This is a genomic window from Bacillus sp. B-jedd (genome assembly GCF_000821085.1).
In the GTDB taxonomy this organism is placed as follows: domain Bacteria; phylum Bacillota; class Bacilli; order Bacillales; family Cytobacillaceae; genus Bacillus_D.
This window is the reverse complement of the sequence record NZ_CCXR01000001.1, coordinates 3,193,053-3,211,560: the sequence shown is the minus strand read 5'-3', so window position 1 is coordinate 3,211,560 and position 18,508 is coordinate 3,193,053. Positions and strand designations below refer to the sequence as shown.

Here is an 18,508-nt window from a genome sequence, read left to right as displayed (position 1 = left end):
ATTAAGATGGCCTCAAAAAATGGAATAGCCAGGTTTAAGCTCCCGTATAGATGGTAAAAAGGGAAAGGAATAAACCGTATTCCGTAATTGATTGTTTTATGAGGATTTGATAAATTTACTTATAGCACAAAATAGTACGATAAAGGCAAACCCGCTGAAAAACGGGGACGCAAAACTAGAGGGGCTAAAGCTATAAAAATAGCCATGCCAGCCAGTTTCCGATACGGCCCTGCGGTATACGGAGTAAATGAGGGGGTAATTGTGTTGAAAAGCTTATTTAAAGGGAAGTATTATTTTCATCTGTTTTTACATAGGTACAACATGCGGCTGACTAATGATGCCCTTTGCGATAATTTGAAAGCAAAGCTAATAGCCAAAGCCTCTTATCATGGCAAAAAAGCCACATTTTTAACAACTAAATTTGAGTGACCTCCTCGACTGCCTGGAAACCTGGGCAGTTTTTTGTTTTCTTTTATTTCTGAGATGAAGGATGTCGGCGATCCTACTTGGCCCCGCCCATTCAGTAGGGCCGCCGGCATGGTATGTAAATACAAGGCAGTGGGAATGCTTGGAAGTGAGGCTTTAAAAAATTTTGAAAAAACAGCACCTTCATGAAAACTGTTTCGTCTAATAGAGTGAGAGGGCATTTTGGGCACCGGCTGCCTCGGACATACGTTAATAAAGCAGGATCCCTTCTCACACTTTAGCAAAAAGGATATGTCCTCAGAAAGGGGCAGGAATAATGAGAAGGGTTAGTCTATATCTCTCAGTCTTCATCCTATTGGGTGGGCTGGCATACGGCAGTGTAAAGTGGACTGGGAAAGGCATGGCCGAAAGCGCTCCGCCTCAAGAGGAAAAGGCTGGCGTGGTCCTGCTGGCTGAAAAGCCGTCCAGCGGCGAGCAATCGGAAGAGAAGCCAATGCCTTTAAAACAAAAAGGCGATGTGCCAAAACAGGATGAAGGGAAACGTTCCGGCTCTCAACCGGATATGGGGGATTCTTCTGGAAGCAATGAAATTGAAACCATGGATCCTGCGGCAATACGGGAGCTCTTGGAAGGATATTTCGCAATTAATGAACTGGCTGCCAAGTATATGGAAGAAAAGGGATACTGGAAAGAAAATCTCACCGAAAAAGACGTCGACCTCGAGGGGTTTTACCCTTCCGTCTCAGACCTGGTGACAAGGAAATGGCTGGGCTCGCTTGACGAACTTATGATTGAATTAAACCAAACGTACGGGGAAGGTATGTCCCCGCCGGATTTTGGCATCCGGATGGAGATCATTGAAAATGCTCCGGGCAAAATTAAAATTAAAACTTTGAAGCTGCCTGATGATTTGGATGCCGGATATACTCCATTCGGCCTCAATTATTATATTACTGCCCTGAACGAGGACGGCAAATGGCTCATTGATGATGTGCTGCAGGTGCCGGTCAAGAGCGAGCCGCTCGACTTGAGCTGGGAGGAAGCCGCCGAGCATCTTAAGGCAAACGGAATTAACGCGAAGAATATTGGAACTGCTGTCATGGAGGGGCCGGTCACGTACTCGGATTCATGGGAATTTGTCAACATCCCGATGAAGGTCTACCTTATCGATCACCAGGAAATAAAGGCAATTTCCGCCGTCACCGGCAGGGTGATTCTGAAGGAACAAGCTGGGGATTGAGAAGGCTGGCCAGTGGTACTGTTTAATCATATGCTTTGGGACCGGGAAGCCTGGCTTTCCGGTTTTTCATGATGGAAATATACCTTTGCCCGATCAAGAACATTCGAGTTGCAGTAGGATGGGGGTCTTATCGACTTTAGCGGGCGGAAAAGTGCTGTGTGGTCGTATAGAATCGGTCTCAACGACCGTAGCGGCTGGAAAAATTCTTTACTGACGAATAGAATCGATCTCAACGACCGCAGGAGCAAGAAAATTTTTCTACGGTCGAATAGAGTTGTTCTAAACGACCGTAGCGGCCAGAAAATTTCTGTGCGGTCGTATAGAATCGGTCTCAACGACCGCAGGAGCCAGAAAATTTCTGTGCGGTCGAATAGAGTCGTTCTCAACGACCGCAGCAGCCAGAAAATTTCTGTGCGGTCGAATAGAATTTTTTTAAACGACCGTAGGAGCCAGAAAAGTTCTCTGCGGTCGAATAGAGTTGTTCTAAACGACCGCAGGAGCCAGAAAAGTTCTCTACGGTCGAATAGAGTTGTTCTAAACGACCTTAGCGGCCGGAAATATTCTGTGCGGTCGAATAGAGTCGTTCTCAACGACCGTAGCAGCCAGAAAAGTTCTCTACAGTCGAATAGAATCAATCTCAACGACCGTAGCAGCCAGAAAAGTTCTCTACAGTCGAATAGAAACGATCTCAACGACCGTAGCGGCCAGAAAAGGTCTGTGCGGTCGATTAGAAGCTTTCTCAACGACCACAGGAGCCAGAAAAGTTCTCTACGGTCGAATAGAATCGATCTCAATGACCGCAGGAGCCGGAAAATTTCTCTACGGTCGAATAGATGCCCCACCACCAACCATAAGGAGCCAAATAGAAGAAGGCTGCCCCAACACAAGCACTTTGGGGACAGCCTCCAACTATAAAAAACTTATATTCGATTTTCCGTTAGCATCTAGCCAGAAAACTTTCCAACACTACCTCTGTTGAACGGGTACCATTTCGCTGTTCAGCGGCTGGAATGTGTAATTTTGGCTCTTCAAGTATTCCATCAGCGCAGGCAGCTGGGCGAGCGTCTCCGGGCGCTCATGCAGTAAAATTACAATCGGCCCCTTGCTGTTGCGCTGTTTTTCAAGCTGCTCTATTACACTATCAACATAGCGGGCATCCCGGAAGAACCAATCCCTGCTGTCTACCGTCCAGTCCCACATTTTATATCCATTATCAACGACCGCCTGCTTATAGGCCGGCGTCATGTGGGGGGAACTTCCAAAGGGAGTGCGAATCAATACAGTATCAATGCCCGTAATTTTCTTGACTGTCGCTCTCGCCTGGTTCATTTCCCCGATCACTGACTCAGAAGATTTATAAAACAGATCTTTTCTATGAGTAACCCCGTGCAATCCAAGACTATGGCCTGAAGAAGCCATCCGTTTAACTGCGGCCGGATATTGATTCATATTGCCGTCAAGCATGAAAAAAGTTGCTTTCGCATTGTATTTGTCCAGCACATCAAGGATCTGGCCCGATACCTTGTGCGGGCCGTCATCGAACGTCAGGTAAACAGGCCGTCCATTGCCGGAGTTTACAGGCTTTTCCGGAGGCGCGGGCTTTTGGGCAGGAGGCGGCGCAGGAGCTGGCGTTTGCGGCTGCTTTGACGGAGCACTTGGCTGTGGTTTAACAGCAGGCTTCACGGCTGGCTTGGGCGCTTCAGGCTGCTTTACTTGCTCGCTTTCCTTTTTTTCTGAGGCAACGGGTTCCTGCTTTTTCACATCAACCGGCTCCTGCTTCTCCACATCATCCCGCTCAGCCAGGGAGTCTATATGTTTTGAAGGGTGGAGGTTTGGATCGTAATTTGGAATTTCAGCCGCCGGATCTTTTTTCAAAGCGGAAACTAGCGGACTGGGAATCTTATCAGCTTTCGCATCGGACTTTAACGCACCAACCCCAAGAATCGCCCCATAAATGAGCGGCACCAGCAACATACAAACCAAAAAACTCCTCAACCTCTTGCTTTTAAACAATTTCCCCATCTCTTTCCCCTCGGTTTCTTCTCTGTTTATCTGTACACCTATATAAACGAATATATTTCGATTATGTTACAAATATTTCTTATATTTTACAAAATACTAGATTCATAGGGAAAATGGTAGGTTAAATCGACCTATTTCTATTACAAAGAGGTGAAAGTAAATTTTTCCATTCCTCGCTCTGCTCAAGAGTTTTTGTTCAAAGACTATTAAAAAAGAAGTTTTGGGCAAAATGAAGCTTGTTTTGCTATCTGGACTATTCCGTAAATGAACTGAGAGGAGTGCAACTGAAATGGAGAGTAAAATTGAGGGACGGTGCACTAGCTTTGGTACGGTATAAGTTTTGAAAAAGGGGAGGATAGAAAGGTTTAATCATAACAAAGAGAGAATATAAACAATAGAAGATAGTGTATTTGACCGGAGGTGCTGAGGGATGAACAGGTTGCTTAATATTCAAAAATGCTGTCCGGAATGCGGGGCGCCCGAGGCAAACGGGCTTGATTGCCGGGGGCAATTGAATGAAATTATTTCCTGGGAGGCTGAAAACCCCGATTTGCTTAGCCGGCATTTTTGGACGGTTGCCTGCTATAACATCCAGCATCCTTCATTGTTTACGGATGCCGCATGGAGGCGTTTTTGTGAAGTATATTGCGAGGCGTACGACAGGGGATGGCCAATCAGCAAAATCCGCCAGCAAGTTTCTAATCTTGCCGAGGGGGCTGTGAACGTCATGAAGGAAGTTCCGGCTGATCCGGTTTACAGGGAATGGGCGATGACCATTTCCGAAGTATACCTTGTCGGAGAGAGAAAAGGTGCGGCCGACCGTGTCGCGGCTTGGGCCAAGGTTGTCAGAAAACAGATATAAGACCGAAAAATGCCAGAGCCTGCATCCTAAGCAGTTCTCTGGCATTCTTATATTTTCTCACCCTTAACGGTCAGTAGGATCGCCCCCTTGGGAGATTAACTGCCCTGAAAGGTCCAAATGGTTCATTTAAACAGTGGGTGATGAAAAGAACGCTCACTAATAGACTTTATGGCTGCTTTTTGCCCTTGAACCAATTCATCGGATTCAAATTTTTACGGTAGCGTGTTACGGCTTCTTTCCCCAGGATGATGCCGCCAATCCAGAAGGTAGCTTCCCCAGCGATGACAAGTCCTGCTGTAATGGTGACTTTAGTCCCGGTTGAGAAAGAGGAAAGGGGCACGAGAAGGATCGCTGCGTAAAATAGGCATGACAGGATGATCAAAGCAACGCCAATCATCGTCATTTTTGATTTATTCTTTTGCTGGACAGGTGTAAGGTCCCCATTTTCTTGCATCGTTATCCTCCATAGCTGTTTTTCTAAATTATATAGGAATGTTCACCAAATTGCCTAACACAATCTTCCTGTTAAATTAAGGGGTTCGACAAATGGATAAATGAAGTAAAGTTATGTACAATGGAAAGAATGATAGCAGCAAGGCTTTTTGCAAAAGAAAGGTGTTGGACATGGAAAAAAACATTATTTTTTTTGACATTGACGGTACATTGCTAGACGATGAGAAACGGCTCCCGGCTTCGACGAAAGAGGCGGTTTTTAGGCTGAAGGAATTAGGGCATGAAGTGGCGATTGCGACCGGAAGAGCCCCGTTTATGTTTAAGGATTTACGTGATGAATTGGGAATCGATACATATGTATGTTTCAACGGCCAATATGTTGTCCTGCAAGGGAAGCCGGTATATACGAACTGTTTAAATAAAAATGCACTTGAGGCACTGACTATTTCCGCGGGTGAAAAGAACCATCCGCTCATTTATATGGATGCAGATGATATGAAAATGAGTGTGCCGGAACATAATTGGATTACAGAAAGTATCGGAACGCTTAAGCTGGAAAATGGCCCGACGCACGAGCCGGAATATTTCCGAGGCCGCGATATTTATCAGACGCTCCTTTTTTGCGAGCAGGATGATGAATTGGCTTATGTGGAGACGTTCAAGGAGTTCGACTTTGTCCGCTGGCATCCGGTTTCCGTCGATGTCCTTCCTGTTGGCGGTTCTAAGGCAAAGGGTATTGAAAAGCTTATCGAAGCTATGGGCCTCAGAATTGAAAATGCATATGCATTCGGCGATGGCCTAAATGATATGGAAATGCTCAAGTATGTCCCGAACAGCGTCGCTATGGGCAATGCCCTCCCAGAGGTGAAGGAAGCAGCTAGGTATGAGACAATCCACGTGAATGATGGCGGCATCATGCACGGATTGAAGCTGGTTGGCCTTCTTTAGGGCACAATAAGCTTTACATTTATATTTGGCGCAATTAAAAATGCATGCCTTCTATATAGTAGGCCCTCTAAAGTGCCATGTAAAAAAACCTGAGAAATTTGGTTTTCAAAATTATATGTCAATTTTGTGGCAGTCTTAAATATTTTGAAGGATTTTTACCTTTGGTGACGAATACTTTAAGCGGGTACCGGGATTATGCTTTTTTTCTTCATTATGGTACTATTTTTAGGTAGGAAACGTAAGGAGTGGTGCGGGTGGAATTGACGTTTTACTGGTATCCGAAATGCGGTACATGCAGGAATGCGAAAAAGTGGCTTGACGAGAATGGGATTTCTTATCATGCGATACATATTGCGGAACATCCGCCAACGCGTTCGGAACTTGGCACGCTTTACAAAAACAGCGGACTTGAATTGAAAAAATTCTTTAATGTCAGCGGCCAGAAATACAGGGAGCTTGGCCTGAAGGATAAGGTTAAAACTGCTTCGGAGGATGAACTCCTTGATATTTTGGCGTCGGACGGAATGCTGTTGAAGAGGCCAATTCTGACGGATGGGAACAAGGTGACAGTCGGCTTCAAGGAAGACGAGTATAAAAGTACGTGGCTTTAAGGGAACCTGCTGCCGGACTCCGGCATTCATGGTACTATCGATTGCTTTTGATCGATAATAGATAATACAAAACATTGTGGAGGGATAGCATTGACTACACCAAAGGATTTGCGGTATTCAGAAGAACATGAATGGGTAAAAGTTGAAGGGGATAAAGTACGGATTGGCATCACGCACTTTGCCCAGTCCGAGCTTGGCGACATCGTATTCGTTGAGCTTCCCGAGGTTGGCGACGAAGTAACCGCTGACGAGCCATTCGGCAGCGTAGAGTCTGTTAAGACTGTTTCTGAGCTATATGCGCCGGTAAGCGGTAAAGTTGTAGAAGTGAATGAAGACCTGGCTGACAGCCCTGAATTCGTGAACGAATCACCTTATGAAAAAGCTTGGATGATTGTGATTGAGCTTTCCGACTCCAGTGAGATGGACAACCTTATGACTGCAGAACAGTATGAAGAAATGACAAACGAATAATCAACTAGGGCCGTCCATTTGAATGGACGGCCTTTTTGAGGGCTCCCCTTGTAATAAAAAGCCCTGACTTTCCCATTTATGCCTTTCCATAGCCCCGGGCAGAATAAAGAAAAAAACAAAAGGGTGATATGGGATGGCATTGCGTGAAACGAAACTTGATATAACCGACCGAGTGGTTGGAAAACTAAAAAACGGGGAAATAGAACTTTATCTAGAGAAGGAAGCGATTGGCCGGATTCTGCTTAATGGAAAGGCTGAATTCGAGTTAGATCAGCGCTTTGCAGTGGACAGCCAGAGGATTTATCAGAATGCTTCAATGATTGAACAGCCTGATGCGAAGTATACAGACTGCGATCAAGGCGGTTGGTGTTAGCAGCCGTTTTTTGCCCGACATGCCAACCTGCTTGGCTGCCGGAAATCAAACTCCTGTATGCAATTTAGGCATAGTGGTATAGTTGAATCAGAACAGGAGACTACACAAAATTATTCTGTCTGAATAAGCTAATACCAACTACTTTCCTGCAGGTGATTCCTATGAGTGAAGAATACGCGGATAAAATTATCATAGTCGAAGGCAGATCAGACAAGAAAAAGCTACTTGGAATTATTAAAGACCGGGTAGAGGTGATTTGCACAAACGGGACCATTTCCCTTTACAAACTTGATGAATTAATTGATTCCTTCGGAGATAGGGAAGTGTACGTATTGGCTGATGCCGATGAAGCTGGTGAGAAACTGCGCCGCCAATTCAGGCGGGAATATCCGGAAGCTGAGCATTTATATATTGATAAAATGTATAAAGAGGTAGCAACTGCCCCTTATCATCATCTGGCGATGGTCCTATTGGGAGCGAACATAGACGTCCATGCCGAGTTTCTGGAAATGGGCCGCACTGCACCATGAAAGAATGGACAAGCGAAGAATTATACACCTTTATCTCAAACAGGCAAACAGGCTTGGCCTATTTTTATACCCCCCTATGCGGAACCTGCCAAGTAGCGGGAAGAATGCTGGAGGTCATTGAAGAACTTCTGCCCGAAATGGCCATCGGCAAAATAAATCTCAACTACGCACCGGAATTCGCGGAAATTTTCGGGGTTGAAAGCGTCCCCTGCATGGTTTTCATAAAGGAAGGGCAAATTGGCGAGTCCATTTATGCTTTCCGGTCTGTCCCTTACCTGCTTGATAAAATAAAAATATTCTACAGCTAAGCAGATGCCAAACGCATCTGTTTTTTTCTTCTCCATCATGTTCCAGAGTTTACAAAATGTGCCCACGCTATTATGATGTTTAGGGAGGCGAAATAGTTTGTTCGCTTCAGTTTTTGACGGGCGAGGGGATAATCCCTTGCTACTTCTTGTATTCTAGGGGCGGAATTATGGCTTTTTATAGAAGCTGGGCTGGACAGTTCCATACATATAACCGAAATATAAAACTTAGTATGGCTGCTAATATGATTACCCAGATTGGCATTGGCATCTTTATTGTTATTTATAATTTTTATGTCCGGGAATTGGGTTATTCGGAATCCGTAAATGGACAGATTATCTCGGTTGCGTCATTGGCAACAGCCATCATCCTTGTTCCAGCCGGCATAATTGGTGATAAATTCGGCCGAAAAAGAGTAATCCTGGCAGGAATTATCGTTTCGGGATTTTTACTCGTTTTCAGGGCTGTTGCAGTTGATGAAACGTCTCTAGTTTATCTTGCGTTCGCAGCCGGTTTGGCAGGTGCGTTCCTGCAGGTTTCCGGTATTCCCTGGCTCGCGGAAAATTCCGATCCATCACAGCGGGTCAACCTCTTCTCACTTCATTTCGCGTTAATGACCGCAGCGAGTGTGGTCGGGAACATGCTTGGGGGAATCCTGACAGATTTCTTCAGCGTATTTTATTCCGAGCTTGTAAGTTTAAGGATCACTTTGCTGATTGGGTCCGCCATTTATTTATCTGGAGCAATTCCGGCGTTTAAATTTCGGACGCCTGCTGTAAAGGTTACTGCGAATCCGGTCAAAGGAGAACCGGGAATAAAGAGGGCATTTAATTGGAATGGTTTTAAAATCATTGCCCTTTTTGCTTTTGCACAAATGCTGATTGGTTTCGGTGCAGGCCTTGTCATCCCGTATTTGAATCTTTATTTTGCAGGGAGATTTTCCGCATCCACCTCAACCACAGGGTTTATTATCTCACTTGGCCAGGCGGCGACAGCTTTTGCAATGATCATCGGCCCTCAGGTAGTTAAGCGTATAGGTGAAGTAAGGGCAGTTGTCCTACTCCAGCTGGCTTCCCTGCCATTTCTGCTATTGACAGCGTACACGCAGAATCTCTGGCTGGCGGCCATCGGCTTTCTATTCCGTCAGGCGCTCATGAACGCGGGAAATCCGATTCAAAGCTCCCTGATAATGTCCAAAGTAGACGATTCGATGAAAGGGCTGGCGAACTCTATCAATCAGACTGTCTTCAATCTGGGCTGGGCTTTCATGGGGCCGGTTTCCACAGGGATTGTAGTGAAATACGGGAATTATTGGGGGTATGCCTACGTCTTTTCCATTACAGCGTGTCTATATTTAATCGGCTCAATCTATTTCCTGTTAGTCTTTGGGCGGAAAGCGATGAAAGAAAAAGGAGGCGCGATTCCAAAGGCAGGCTAGAAACGACATATTTCCCCGGAAATTTTACGACTTGATATAGTGAAATAGTGATATGGTGGTGTTTCCACTATTATTTTTGCAAATCGCCAGACTCCAAAAAAGTTGTCGAACGATTAACAAAGGAAATCACGCTTCCTTGGAGAAGTGTTAGGCATGGGGGGATGCCAAATGATTGGGCAGATAGAGCGATTCATCGAAACAGTAAACGAGAAAACCCATATCAGCCGATTGTTCAAAGATAGTAAACCATTTTTTATCTTTATTGACGGTATTCCTATCGAAATACAAGACGGAACCGCCAGGCTCTCGCCTGGGTCCGAGGATAGCCTGAACCGGGATGAAAAGGCCTGTTCCGGAGCAGCTGCCATTAAAGGGGAAACCGATGCGCTTGTTCAGCTGCTAAATGGGGAAAAGAAATTGCGGGATCTGCTCAATCAGGAGGCGATTAGCATAAAGGGTTCGTTTAGGACACTGCTCAAGCTTGAAGCCGTTTTTCTTTTGGCAAAAAATAAAGAATTTTCTATTGACGGAACTGGCGGGATAGGATAAACTTTCTATAAATCTTGGCGCAAGATTCAAACAATTCATAAAATCTTATCAAGAGAGGCGGAGGGAATGGCCCGATGAAGCCCGGCAACCGGTTATTGACACGGTGCCAAGTCCAGCAAGGCACAGCCTTGTAAAGATAAGGAGAGTTCATCCCTCTTCTTATGAAGCGGGTTTTTTATTTGACTAAAATAATTAACTGAATAATTAAATCTTTATTGACAGCTTTTTTCATCCATGTTACGATAGCAATCATGATTAATTGAATAATATTTGTTTACTCTTATCAAGAGAGGTGGAGGGATGTGCCCGATGAAGCCCGGCAACCGTCAGTGGATCTGATCCAGTGAAATGGTGCCAATTCACACAAAGCGTTGTGCTTTGGGAGATGGGAGAAAGGATAGTTGCCATTTATGCCTTTCTGCCAGACTGCAGAAAGGCTTTTTTTATTCCATATAGGGTAAACCTCCATTAACTTATTCATGATTGCTGCCCGCAGCGTGGGCAAGAGGATGTAAAAGAAGGTGAGTCGAATGATTTCAATAAAGAATGTCCGGAAAAGTTTTTCCACGAAACAGGGAACATTGACGGCCGTTGACAATGTCAATCTAGAGATAAATGAAGGGGAAATTTTTGGCGTAATTGGTTACAGCGGCGCCGGAAAAAGTACATTGATTCGCCTGCTGAATAAGCTTGAGAGTCCGACTGAGGGTACCATCACCATTGCCGGACGGGAAATTTCACGAATAAAGGGCGCTGAGCTGAGAAAAGCGCGGCAAGAAATTTCAATGATTTTTCAGCACTTCAACCTTCTCTGGTCAAGGACTGTCCGTGATAACATTGCGTTTCCTCTTGAAATTGCCGGGGTGACCGGAGCGGAACGGAAAAAGAAGGTTGATGAACTCATTAAGCTTGTCGGCCTTGAAGGAAGGGAAAATGCTTACCCTTCACAGTTGAGCGGCGGTCAGAAGCAGCGTGTCGGCATCGCTCGGGCGCTGGCCAATAACCCCAAAGTCCTACTGTGCGATGAAGCGACTTCAGCGCTTGATCCGCAGACAACTGACTCGATTCTTGATCTGCTAGTCGATATTAACAAACGGCTTGGGCTTACGATTGTCCTGATTACCCACGAAATGCATGTGATCAGGAAAATCTGCCATCGCGTCGCTGTGATGGAAAGCGGAAGGATTGTCGAACTTGGCCCGGTTCTGGATGTTTTCCGGAATCCGCAGCAGCCGATTACAAAACGGTTTGTCCAGCAGGTGACAGAGCCTGAGGAAACAAAGGATACAGTTGAACATTTGGTTGAACGCTATCCTACTGGGAGTGTCATTCAGCTGACTTTTGTCGGTGAATCTGTCGAACAGCCGTTGATTACAAATCTAATCAGAAATTTTCATATTACGGCAAATATTTTGCAGGGGAAAATTTCACAGACACAAAGCGGCTCATATGGCACATTATTCATTCACCTTGATGGATCCGAGCAAGAAGTGGCGAAAGCCCTTGAATATATCCGCTCACAGCAAATTGGAGTGGAGGTGATTGTGAATGACTGAGAAATTTTTTCCGAATGTCGTCTGGGAGAATATGTGGGAAGCAACCATCCAAACTCTTTATATGACAGGTATCTCTGTAGCTATCACATTCATCCTTGGCATCATTCTCGGCCTGCTCCTTTTCCTGACTGGTAAGGGGAACTTGTGGGAAAATGCAATTGTCAATAAAATCATCGGTGCATTCGTTAACGTCTTCCGTTCTATCCCATTTATCATTTTGATTGTCCTGTTGATTCCGTTCACGATGATTCTCGTGGGTACGATGATAGGAGAAAATGCAGCTCTTCCTGCACTCATTATTGGTTCCGCTCCTTTTTATGCGCGAATGGTAGAAATCGGCCTTCGTGAAATTGATAAAGGAGTCATTGAGGCGGCAAGGTCAATGGGTGCTTCAACGTGGACGATTATCTGGAAGGTGCTTTTGCCTGAATCAATGCCGGCACTCGTTTCCGGAATCACCGTAACAGCAATTGCGCTTGTCAGCTATACGGCGATGGCGGGAGCGATTGGCGCGGGCGGCCTTGGGAACCTTGCATATCTTGAAGGATTTCAACGTACCCGTAATGATGTCACTGTAATGGCTACAATCATCATTTTAATCATCGTCTTTATCATTCAATTCATCGGGGATATCATTACCCGAAAACTTGATAAACGATAATTTGCCCAGCCGGGAATTTTCTCGGCTCCGGCTTATACTTAAATCCAACATACAAACAAAGGAGAGGGAAACATGAAAAAATGGTTAGGCACTATTTTAACTTTTGCACTTGTACTTGTACTTGCTTCCTGCGGAAGTTCCGACAACAAGGCGGGAAGCGATAAGAAGGAAGACAAGAAGATTGTTGTCGGCGCGTCCAACGTACCGCATGCTGTCATCCTTGAAAAAGCAAAGCCATTCCTGAAGGAAAAAGGCTATGACTTGGAAATCAAGACATTTACTGACTACATTCTTCCAAACAAATCTTTGGCAGCGAAAGAACTGGATGCGAACTACTTCCAACACATCCCTTACTTCAATTCCCAAGTGAAGGAAAACAACTATGATTTTGCCAATGCGGGCGGTATCCACATCGAACCAATCGGCGTATATTCTAAGAAATACAAAAGTCTTGAAGAACTTCCGGATGGTGCGCACATCATTGTCAGCTCCTCTGTACCTGACCACGGACGAATCCTGACTATGCTTGAAGCAAAAGGTCTGATCAAACTGAAAGAAGGCGTTGAAAAAACGACCGCGACAGTGGAGGACATCGTTGACAACCCTAAAAAGATTAAATTCGATGCGAAATATGAAGCGGCACTTCTTCCGCAAATTTATAGCAAGGGCGAAGGGGACGCAGTTCTAATCAACTCCAACTACGCTCTAGATGCCGGCCTGAATCCGGTTAAAGACTCGATTGCAATTGAAGAAAGCGATTCTCCATACGTTAACATCATTGCCGTGAATAAAGGCGATGAAAATAGCGACAAGATCAAAGCTTTAGTAGAAGTCCTTCGTTCCAAGGAAATCCAGGACTTCATCCTTAAAGAATACGGCGGCTCTGTCGTTCCAGTATCTGAATAATTACTAGAAACCTGGTTGGCACTCTTTTACGTGCTGCCAGGTTCTTTTTTATTTTTCATTTTTGTAAAAAGCCAGTTTGTACGGGCCGAACGCTAAGTAACGAACATCTTGCTGTTTCCGGCTGTTGTGATAGTACGCCCTGTTTGGGAATATCCGCGCATACTTAAACCTTCGTATCTGCATACTAATCTGTGATAATAAACCGTTAGGAGTGGAACCGATGGAACATTTTCATGATCCTAAAAATTCTACAGAAGCGGCCCTTTATGAATACAAGGCCGGGCTTGGATTGTTTACACAGAAAATGCCGGAAATAGCACGCCATTATAATGCATTTACAGAGGAATGCTTCAAGGAAGGCGTACTCTCACAGAAGGACAAGCACCTAATTGCATTGGGTGTTGCTCTTTATTCACAAGATGAATATTGCATTATCTACCACTTAAAGGGATGTCTAGACCAGGGCGCATCTGAGGAAGAAATTCTGGAAACAATCGGGGTGACTGCTGCCTTTGGCGGCGGGGCAGCGATGAGCCAGGGGGTAACACTCGTCCAGGAAGCAATGGATGAACTAAACCAATTAAAACAATAGGGAAAGAACCTATCTTCCATATTATACCTTGCAATCCTTTCTTTCCCGGAGCGATTGGCGTTTTTTGCCCAACCTTGAGGGTAAACACCAAATGTGCAAAAAATACCTTTGTTGTTTTTATAACATTGATTTTTTGCAAATACTCCGAAGGACTGTGGCAAAAGAAAGGAAGTTTTAATTGTGGAAGAGAAGTTGAACCTGAGATACACGTCGGAAATGGAAAAAGCGATGCAAGAATCTCATGGGATCGGTTATGAAGAGTACAACATGAAGCACGATGTGAGAATGGAAGTCGAGCAAAAGCGCGAAGATGATTACTTGAAGAGCCAGCGCATTATTGCGGAAATCGACAGAAAAATCTTCTAAGGCACACACGCTTTTAGCCAGGTGCTTAGCCAATTGAAAATTCATAGGCCTGTCAAGGTTGTGGATTGGGGATGCAACTAATGGCAGACCTGCTCTATACACATACTATATAATAGGAAGAAATACGGAGAGCCAGTGGAACTTTTCACTGGCTTTTCGCTATTTTTTGAGCTATTGTAAAGGCGTGGTGTATATGAACGAGGCTTGGCGGGGGAAGATAAAGCAGATTTAGGGATGCAAAAATTCTCACTAAAGGGCAGTTCAGTGAAAATGGGATGACAGCCGGACATTCAGTTTAAAGGGTTGCTATCACATTTGATTTGTTATAAGATTGTAATGAGAATAAAATGAGAATGGAAGTTTCCGCATAACAGCCGGGCAGACTTCCTCAAGTAGCGGAGGTATTGAAATGGGTGGATCAACTTTAACGATCAAAGATCTCCATGTTGAGATCGAAGGGAAAGAAATTCTAAAAGGTGTGGACCTCGAAGTAAAAGGCGGGGAAATCCATGCAATCATGGGACCTAACGGAACAGGGAAATCAACTCTATCTTCTGCGATCATGGGGCATCCTAAATATGAAGTAACTAGCGGAACAGTCACACTTGATGGTGATGACGTCCTTGAAATGGAAGTTGACGAACGCGCCCGCGCGGGACTTTTCTTGGCAATGCAATATCCAAGCGAAATCAACGGCGTGACAAATGCCGACTTTTTACGTTCAGCCATCAACAGCCGCCGCGGCGAAGGCAATGAAGTTTCTTTAATGAAATTTATCCGCCAGATGGACGAGAAAATGGAAATGCTTGAAATGGACGAGGATATGGCCCAGCGCTACCTGAATGAAGGCTTCTCCGGCGGTGAGAAAAAGCGGAATGAAATCCTTCAGCTTATGATGCTTGAGCCGAAAATCGCCATCTTGGATGAAATCGATTCTGGACTTGATATCGACGCCCTTAAGGTTGTTTCAAAGGGAATCAACGCGATGCGCGGCGAAGACTTCGGTTGCTTAATTATTACACACTATCAGCGTCTTCTAAACTACATTACGCCTGATTATGTGCACGTCATGATGCAGGGTCGAATTGTGAAATCCGGCGGACCTGAACTTGCGCAGCGCCTTGAAGCGGAAGGATATGACTGGATCAAGCAAGAGCTTGGCATTGAAGATGAAACTGTCGGCCAAGAAGCATAAGCATTAGGGGGATAATCGATGACTACTGAAACCATATTGCCTTTTGACAAAGAGTTCATTAGCTCTTTTTCAAAAGAAAAGGCCGAACCGGCATGGCTTGAGGAAGTTCGCCTTAAGGCTCTTGCCAGCGTTGACTCGTTGCCAATGCCAAGGCCTGATAAAACAAAAATTGATAAATGGAATTTCACAAAATTTGAACGCCATACAGTGGAAAGCGAGCCATTCTCATCGCTGAATGACTTGTCTGAGGATGTAAAGGCACTCGTTGATGTGGAAGGCCAGCAGAACTTATATATTCAGCGGAACAATACTCCAGCCTATCTTTCTCTATCCCAGGAGTTGAAGGACCAGGGCGTTATTTTTACCGATATTTTCACAGCGGCAAGGGAGCATGGCGATTTGCTGCGCCGTTTCTTTATGAACCAAGCTGTCCAGGCTGATGAGCATCGCCTCACTGCCCTGCATGCGGCGCTGATCAACGGTGGAGCGTTCCTCTATATTCCTAAGAATCTTGAAGTGAGCGAGCCAATTCAGGCCGTTTACCTTCACGACAATCCAGAAACGAATCTTTTCAACCATGTGATTGTAGCAGTTGAGGATAACAGCTCGGCAACATACGTCGAAAACTATTTTTCGACTGTCGATGGTCAAGGAGTCTTCAATATCGTCAGCGAAGTAATTCTTGGCACGAACGCCCGCCTGCAGTATGGCGCGGTTGACACACTCGCGAAAGGGATTACGACTTACGTGAACCGCCGCGGGGTAACAGGCCGCGATGCCCGGATTGACTGGGCACTGGGCTTGATGAACGATGGCAACACTATTTCCGACAATGTGACAAACCTTGTTGGTGACGGCTCTCACGGCGACCTGAAGACAGTTGTCGTCGGCCGCGGCGAACAAGTCCAGAACTTCACGACCCAGATTGTCCATTTTGGCAAAAACACAGAAGGTTTCATCCTGAAGCACGGCGTCATGAAGGATAGCGCTACGTCTATCTTCAATGGAATCGGTAAAATCGAACACGGAGCGACAAAATCGAATGCGGTCCAGGAATCACGCGTCCTGATGCTTAGCGAAAAAGCGCGCGGCGATGCCAACCCAATCCTTCTTATTGATGAAGATGATGTAACAGCCGGACACGCGGCTTCTGTCGGACGTGTCGATCCTCTTCAGCTTTACTACCTGATGAGCAGGGGAATTCCTAAGCAAGAGGCTGAGCGCCTTGTCATTCATGGTTTCCTCGCTCCTGTTGTTAACCAGCTGCCAATCGAAGGTGTTAAAAAGCAGCTTACAGAAGTGATTGAGAGGAAAGTCAGATGATTAACTCCGCCGAGATTCGCCAGCTGTTTCCGATATTGAACCAGGAAGTGAATGGAAAGCCTCTTGTCTACCTCGACAGCGGTGCGACTTCCCAAAAGCCGGTTCAGGTCATTGAAGCGCTAGACAAATACTATCGCGAATATAATTCCAACGTCCACCGCGGTGTGCATACACTCGGCACAAAGGCGACCGACGCCTTTGAAGGGGCTCGAGAAAAAGCGCGGAAGTTCATCAATGCCAAATCGACTCAGGAAATCATTTATATGCGCGGGACGACTACAGCATTAAATACTGTCGCCCACAGCTATGGCACGGCAAACTTACGGGAGGGCGATGAAATCGTCATTACCCCGATGGAGCATCACAGTAACATCATTCCGTGGCAGCAGGCTGCTAAACGCACCGGCGCCACATTGAAATACATGCCTCTTCAGGAAGACGGCACAATTTCTCTTGAGGACGCCCGTAAAACGATTACGGAAAACACAAAAATCGTTTCCATCGTCCATATCTCCAATGTCCTTGGCGTTGTCAACCCGGTAAAGGAAATCACACAAATTGCCCACGAAAATGGCGCTATCATGGTAGTGGATGGAGCGCAGAGCGCTCCCCACATGAAGGTCGATGTCCAGGATTTAGATTGCGATTTCTTCGCCTTTTCCGGCCATAAAATGTGCGGACCGACCGGTATTGGGGTATTATACGGGAAAAAGCATCTTTTGGAGAACATGGAGCCGATTGAATTCGGCGGTGAAATGATTGATTTTGTCCATGATTTCGACTCGACCTGGAAGGAGCTTCCGTGGAAATTCGAAGCGGGTACCCCGATTATCGGAGGTGCCATCGGCCTCGGTGCCGCGATTGATTTTTTGCAGGAAGTGGGCATGGACAATATCGAAGCGCATGATCGCAGGCTAGGCGCCTATGCGCTGGACAAAATGTCCAAGATTGAAGGAATGTCGATTTATGGTCCAAGGAATCCTGAGCAACGGACAGGGATTGTCACGTTCAATATCGCGGATGTCCATCCGCATGATGTCGCGACTGTCCTTGACGCAGAGGGTATCGCCGTCCGTGCGGGCCACCACTGCGCCCAAGTGCTGATGAGATGGCTGAAGGCATCGGCTACAGCAAGGGCCAGCATGTATTTGTACAACACAGAAGAGGATATTGACAGGCTTGTTGAAGGACTTGTCAAAACAAAGGAGTATTTCAGCGATGTCTTCTAATAATTTGGATCAGCTTTACCGCCAGGTGATCATGGACCATTACAAGAATCCCCGCAATAAAGGGGTCATCGAAGATGGAAGCCTGACGGTCAATATGAATAACCCAACCTGCGGAGACCGGATCCAGCTTACAATGAACGTTGAAGACGGGATAGTAACAAATGCGAAGTTCGAAGGGGAAGGCTGCTCCATTTCCATGTCCTCCGCTTCGATGATGACGCAGGCGATTAAAGGGAAGAAAACGGAAGACGCTTTGAAGTTGTCGAAGATTTTTTCCGACATGATGCAGGGAAAAGAGTACGAGGATGACCTTGACCTTGGTGATATCGAAGCGCTGTCCGGCGTTTCGAAATTCCCGGCGCGGATTAAGTGCGCGACACTGGCGTGGAAAGCGATGGAAAAAGGCCTCGGGGACGAAACTAACGAATAGGCTTTTGGCATTTCGCCAAAG

21 protein-coding genes and 3 riboswitches are annotated in these 18,508 nt (G+C 45.7%); of the genes, 19 read left to right on the top strand and 2 right to left on the bottom strand.

The features are described from left to right. Positions 1-134: 134 nt before the first annotated feature. Positions 135-223: riboswitch (cyclic di-GMP riboswitch) on the top strand. A 519-nt stretch (positions 224-742) separates the two neighbouring features. Beyond that, entirely contained in the window at positions 743-1,666 is a 924-nt protein-coding gene (locus tag BN1002_RS16130) for a hypothetical protein (RefSeq protein WP_048826466.1), read from the top strand. Positions 1,667-2,632: 966 nt separating this feature from the next. Here the strand turns inward: BN1002_RS16130 and BN1002_RS16125 are convergent. After that, positions 2,633-3,688: a polysaccharide deacetylase family protein gene (locus BN1002_RS16125; RefSeq protein WP_082036261.1), complete on the bottom strand. Its 1,056-nt coding sequence runs from the start codon at positions 3,686-3,688 to the stop codon at positions 2,633-2,635. Positions 3,689-4,118: 430 nt separating this feature from the next. Here BN1002_RS16125 and BN1002_RS16120 point away from each other — a divergent pair, with 430 nt between their 5' ends. After that, complete coding sequence (locus BN1002_RS16120; protein ID WP_048826461.1) at positions 4,119-4,550, top strand: DUF5946 family protein; 432 nt, start codon at positions 4,119-4,121, stop codon at positions 4,548-4,550. 166 nt (positions 4,551-4,716) lie between these two features. On the opposite strand, the gene BN1002_RS16115 is transcribed toward BN1002_RS16120, so the two are convergent. After that, the gene (locus tag BN1002_RS16115; protein ID WP_048826460.1) at positions 4,717-5,004 is read right to left on the bottom strand and encodes a transporter suffix domain-containing protein; all 288 of its coding nucleotides are present in this window, start codon (positions 5,002-5,004) and stop codon (positions 4,717-4,719) included. A gap of 170 nt (positions 5,005-5,174) precedes the next feature. On the opposite strand from BN1002_RS16115, the gene BN1002_RS16110 reads away from it, so the two are divergent. From BN1002_RS16110 to sufU, 17 genes are all read left to right on the top strand, one after another. Continuing rightward, positions 5,175-5,951, top strand: a complete 777-nt coding sequence (locus BN1002_RS16110; RefSeq protein WP_048828001.1) for a Cof-type HAD-IIB family hydrolase — start codon at positions 5,175-5,177, stop codon at positions 5,949-5,951. Positions 5,952-6,205: 254 nt separating this feature from the next. Further along, on the top strand, positions 6,206-6,562 hold the full coding sequence (locus tag BN1002_RS16105) for an arsenate reductase family protein (protein ID WP_048826458.1): 357 nt from the start codon (positions 6,206-6,208) through the stop codon (positions 6,560-6,562). Positions 6,563-6,652: 90 nt separating this feature from the next. After that, a complete protein-coding gene (gene gcvH / locus BN1002_RS16100) occupies positions 6,653-7,033 on the top strand; it encodes a glycine cleavage system protein GcvH (RefSeq protein ID WP_048826456.1) in 381 nt (126 codons plus the stop codon). 133 nt (positions 7,034-7,166) lie between these two features. Beyond that, positions 7,167-7,406, top strand: coding sequence for a YusG family protein (locus tag BN1002_RS16095; protein ID WP_048826454.1), 240 nt, complete (start codon positions 7,167-7,169; stop codon positions 7,404-7,406). A gap of 161 nt (positions 7,407-7,567) precedes the next feature. Further along, positions 7,568-7,936 (top strand): toprim domain-containing protein, encoded by a 369-nt coding sequence (locus tag BN1002_RS16090; RefSeq protein ID WP_048826452.1) that lies wholly within the window; start codon positions 7,568-7,570, stop codon positions 7,934-7,936. After that, the gene (locus BN1002_RS16085; RefSeq protein ID WP_048826450.1) at positions 7,933-8,244 is read left to right on the top strand and encodes a thioredoxin family protein; all 312 of its coding nucleotides are present in this window, start codon (positions 7,933-7,935) and stop codon (positions 8,242-8,244) included. Before BN1002_RS16090 ends, BN1002_RS16085 begins: the two co-directional genes overlap by 4 nt. Positions 8,245-8,411: 167 nt before the next feature. After that, complete coding sequence (locus tag BN1002_RS16080; protein WP_048826448.1) at positions 8,412-9,680, top strand: MFS transporter; 1,269 nt, start codon at positions 8,412-8,414, stop codon at positions 9,678-9,680. Positions 9,681-9,848: 168 nt separating this feature from the next. Continuing rightward, on the top strand, positions 9,849-10,229 hold the full coding sequence (locus tag BN1002_RS16075; protein ID WP_048826446.1) for a hypothetical protein: 381 nt from the start codon (positions 9,849-9,851) through the stop codon (positions 10,227-10,229). A gap of 42 nt (positions 10,230-10,271) precedes the next feature. Continuing rightward, positions 10,272-10,372, top strand: a riboswitch (SAM riboswitch). A 134-nt stretch (positions 10,373-10,506) separates the two neighbouring features. Next, positions 10,507-10,621, top strand: a riboswitch (SAM riboswitch). A 138-nt stretch (positions 10,622-10,759) separates the two neighbouring features. Continuing rightward, a complete protein-coding gene (locus BN1002_RS16070; RefSeq protein WP_048826444.1) occupies positions 10,760-11,785 on the top strand; it encodes a methionine ABC transporter ATP-binding protein in 1,026 nt (341 codons plus the stop codon). Continuing rightward, the gene (locus BN1002_RS16065; RefSeq protein WP_048826443.1) at positions 11,778-12,446 is read left to right on the top strand and encodes a methionine ABC transporter permease; all 669 of its coding nucleotides are present in this window, start codon (positions 11,778-11,780) and stop codon (positions 12,444-12,446) included. Before BN1002_RS16070 ends, BN1002_RS16065 begins: the two co-directional genes overlap by 8 nt. A 72-nt stretch (positions 12,447-12,518) precedes the next feature. Further along, entirely contained in the window at positions 12,519-13,352 is an 834-nt protein-coding gene (locus tag BN1002_RS16060; protein ID WP_048826441.1) for a MetQ/NlpA family ABC transporter substrate-binding protein, read from the top strand. A 220-nt stretch (positions 13,353-13,572) separates the two neighbouring features. Next, complete coding sequence (locus BN1002_RS16055; protein WP_048826439.1) at positions 13,573-13,944, top strand: carboxymuconolactone decarboxylase family protein; 372 nt, start codon at positions 13,573-13,575, stop codon at positions 13,942-13,944. Between the two features lie 180 nt (positions 13,945-14,124). Further along, complete coding sequence (locus BN1002_RS16050; RefSeq protein ID WP_048826437.1) at positions 14,125-14,310, top strand: YuzK family famiily protein; 186 nt, start codon at positions 14,125-14,127, stop codon at positions 14,308-14,310. A 409-nt stretch (positions 14,311-14,719) separates the two neighbouring features. Beyond that, positions 14,720-15,505: a Fe-S cluster assembly ATPase SufC gene (gene sufC, locus BN1002_RS16045; RefSeq protein WP_048826436.1), complete on the top strand. Its 786-nt coding sequence runs from the start codon at positions 14,720-14,722 to the stop codon at positions 15,503-15,505. An 18-nt stretch (positions 15,506-15,523) separates the two neighbouring features. Then, entirely contained in the window at positions 15,524-16,828 is a 1,305-nt protein-coding gene (sufD, locus tag BN1002_RS16040; RefSeq protein WP_048826434.1) for a Fe-S cluster assembly protein SufD, read from the top strand. Next, complete coding sequence (locus BN1002_RS16035; RefSeq protein ID WP_048828000.1) at positions 16,828-18,057, top strand: cysteine desulfurase; 1,230 nt, start codon at positions 16,828-16,830, stop codon at positions 18,055-18,057. Before sufD ends, BN1002_RS16035 begins: the two co-directional genes overlap by 1 nt. After that, the gene (gene sufU, locus BN1002_RS16030; protein WP_048826432.1) at positions 18,047-18,487 is read left to right on the top strand and encodes a Fe-S cluster assembly sulfur transfer protein SufU; all 441 of its coding nucleotides are present in this window, start codon (positions 18,047-18,049) and stop codon (positions 18,485-18,487) included. The genes BN1002_RS16035 and sufU overlap by 11 nt, the downstream gene beginning before the upstream one ends. Positions 18,488-18,508: the final 21 nt, after the last annotated feature.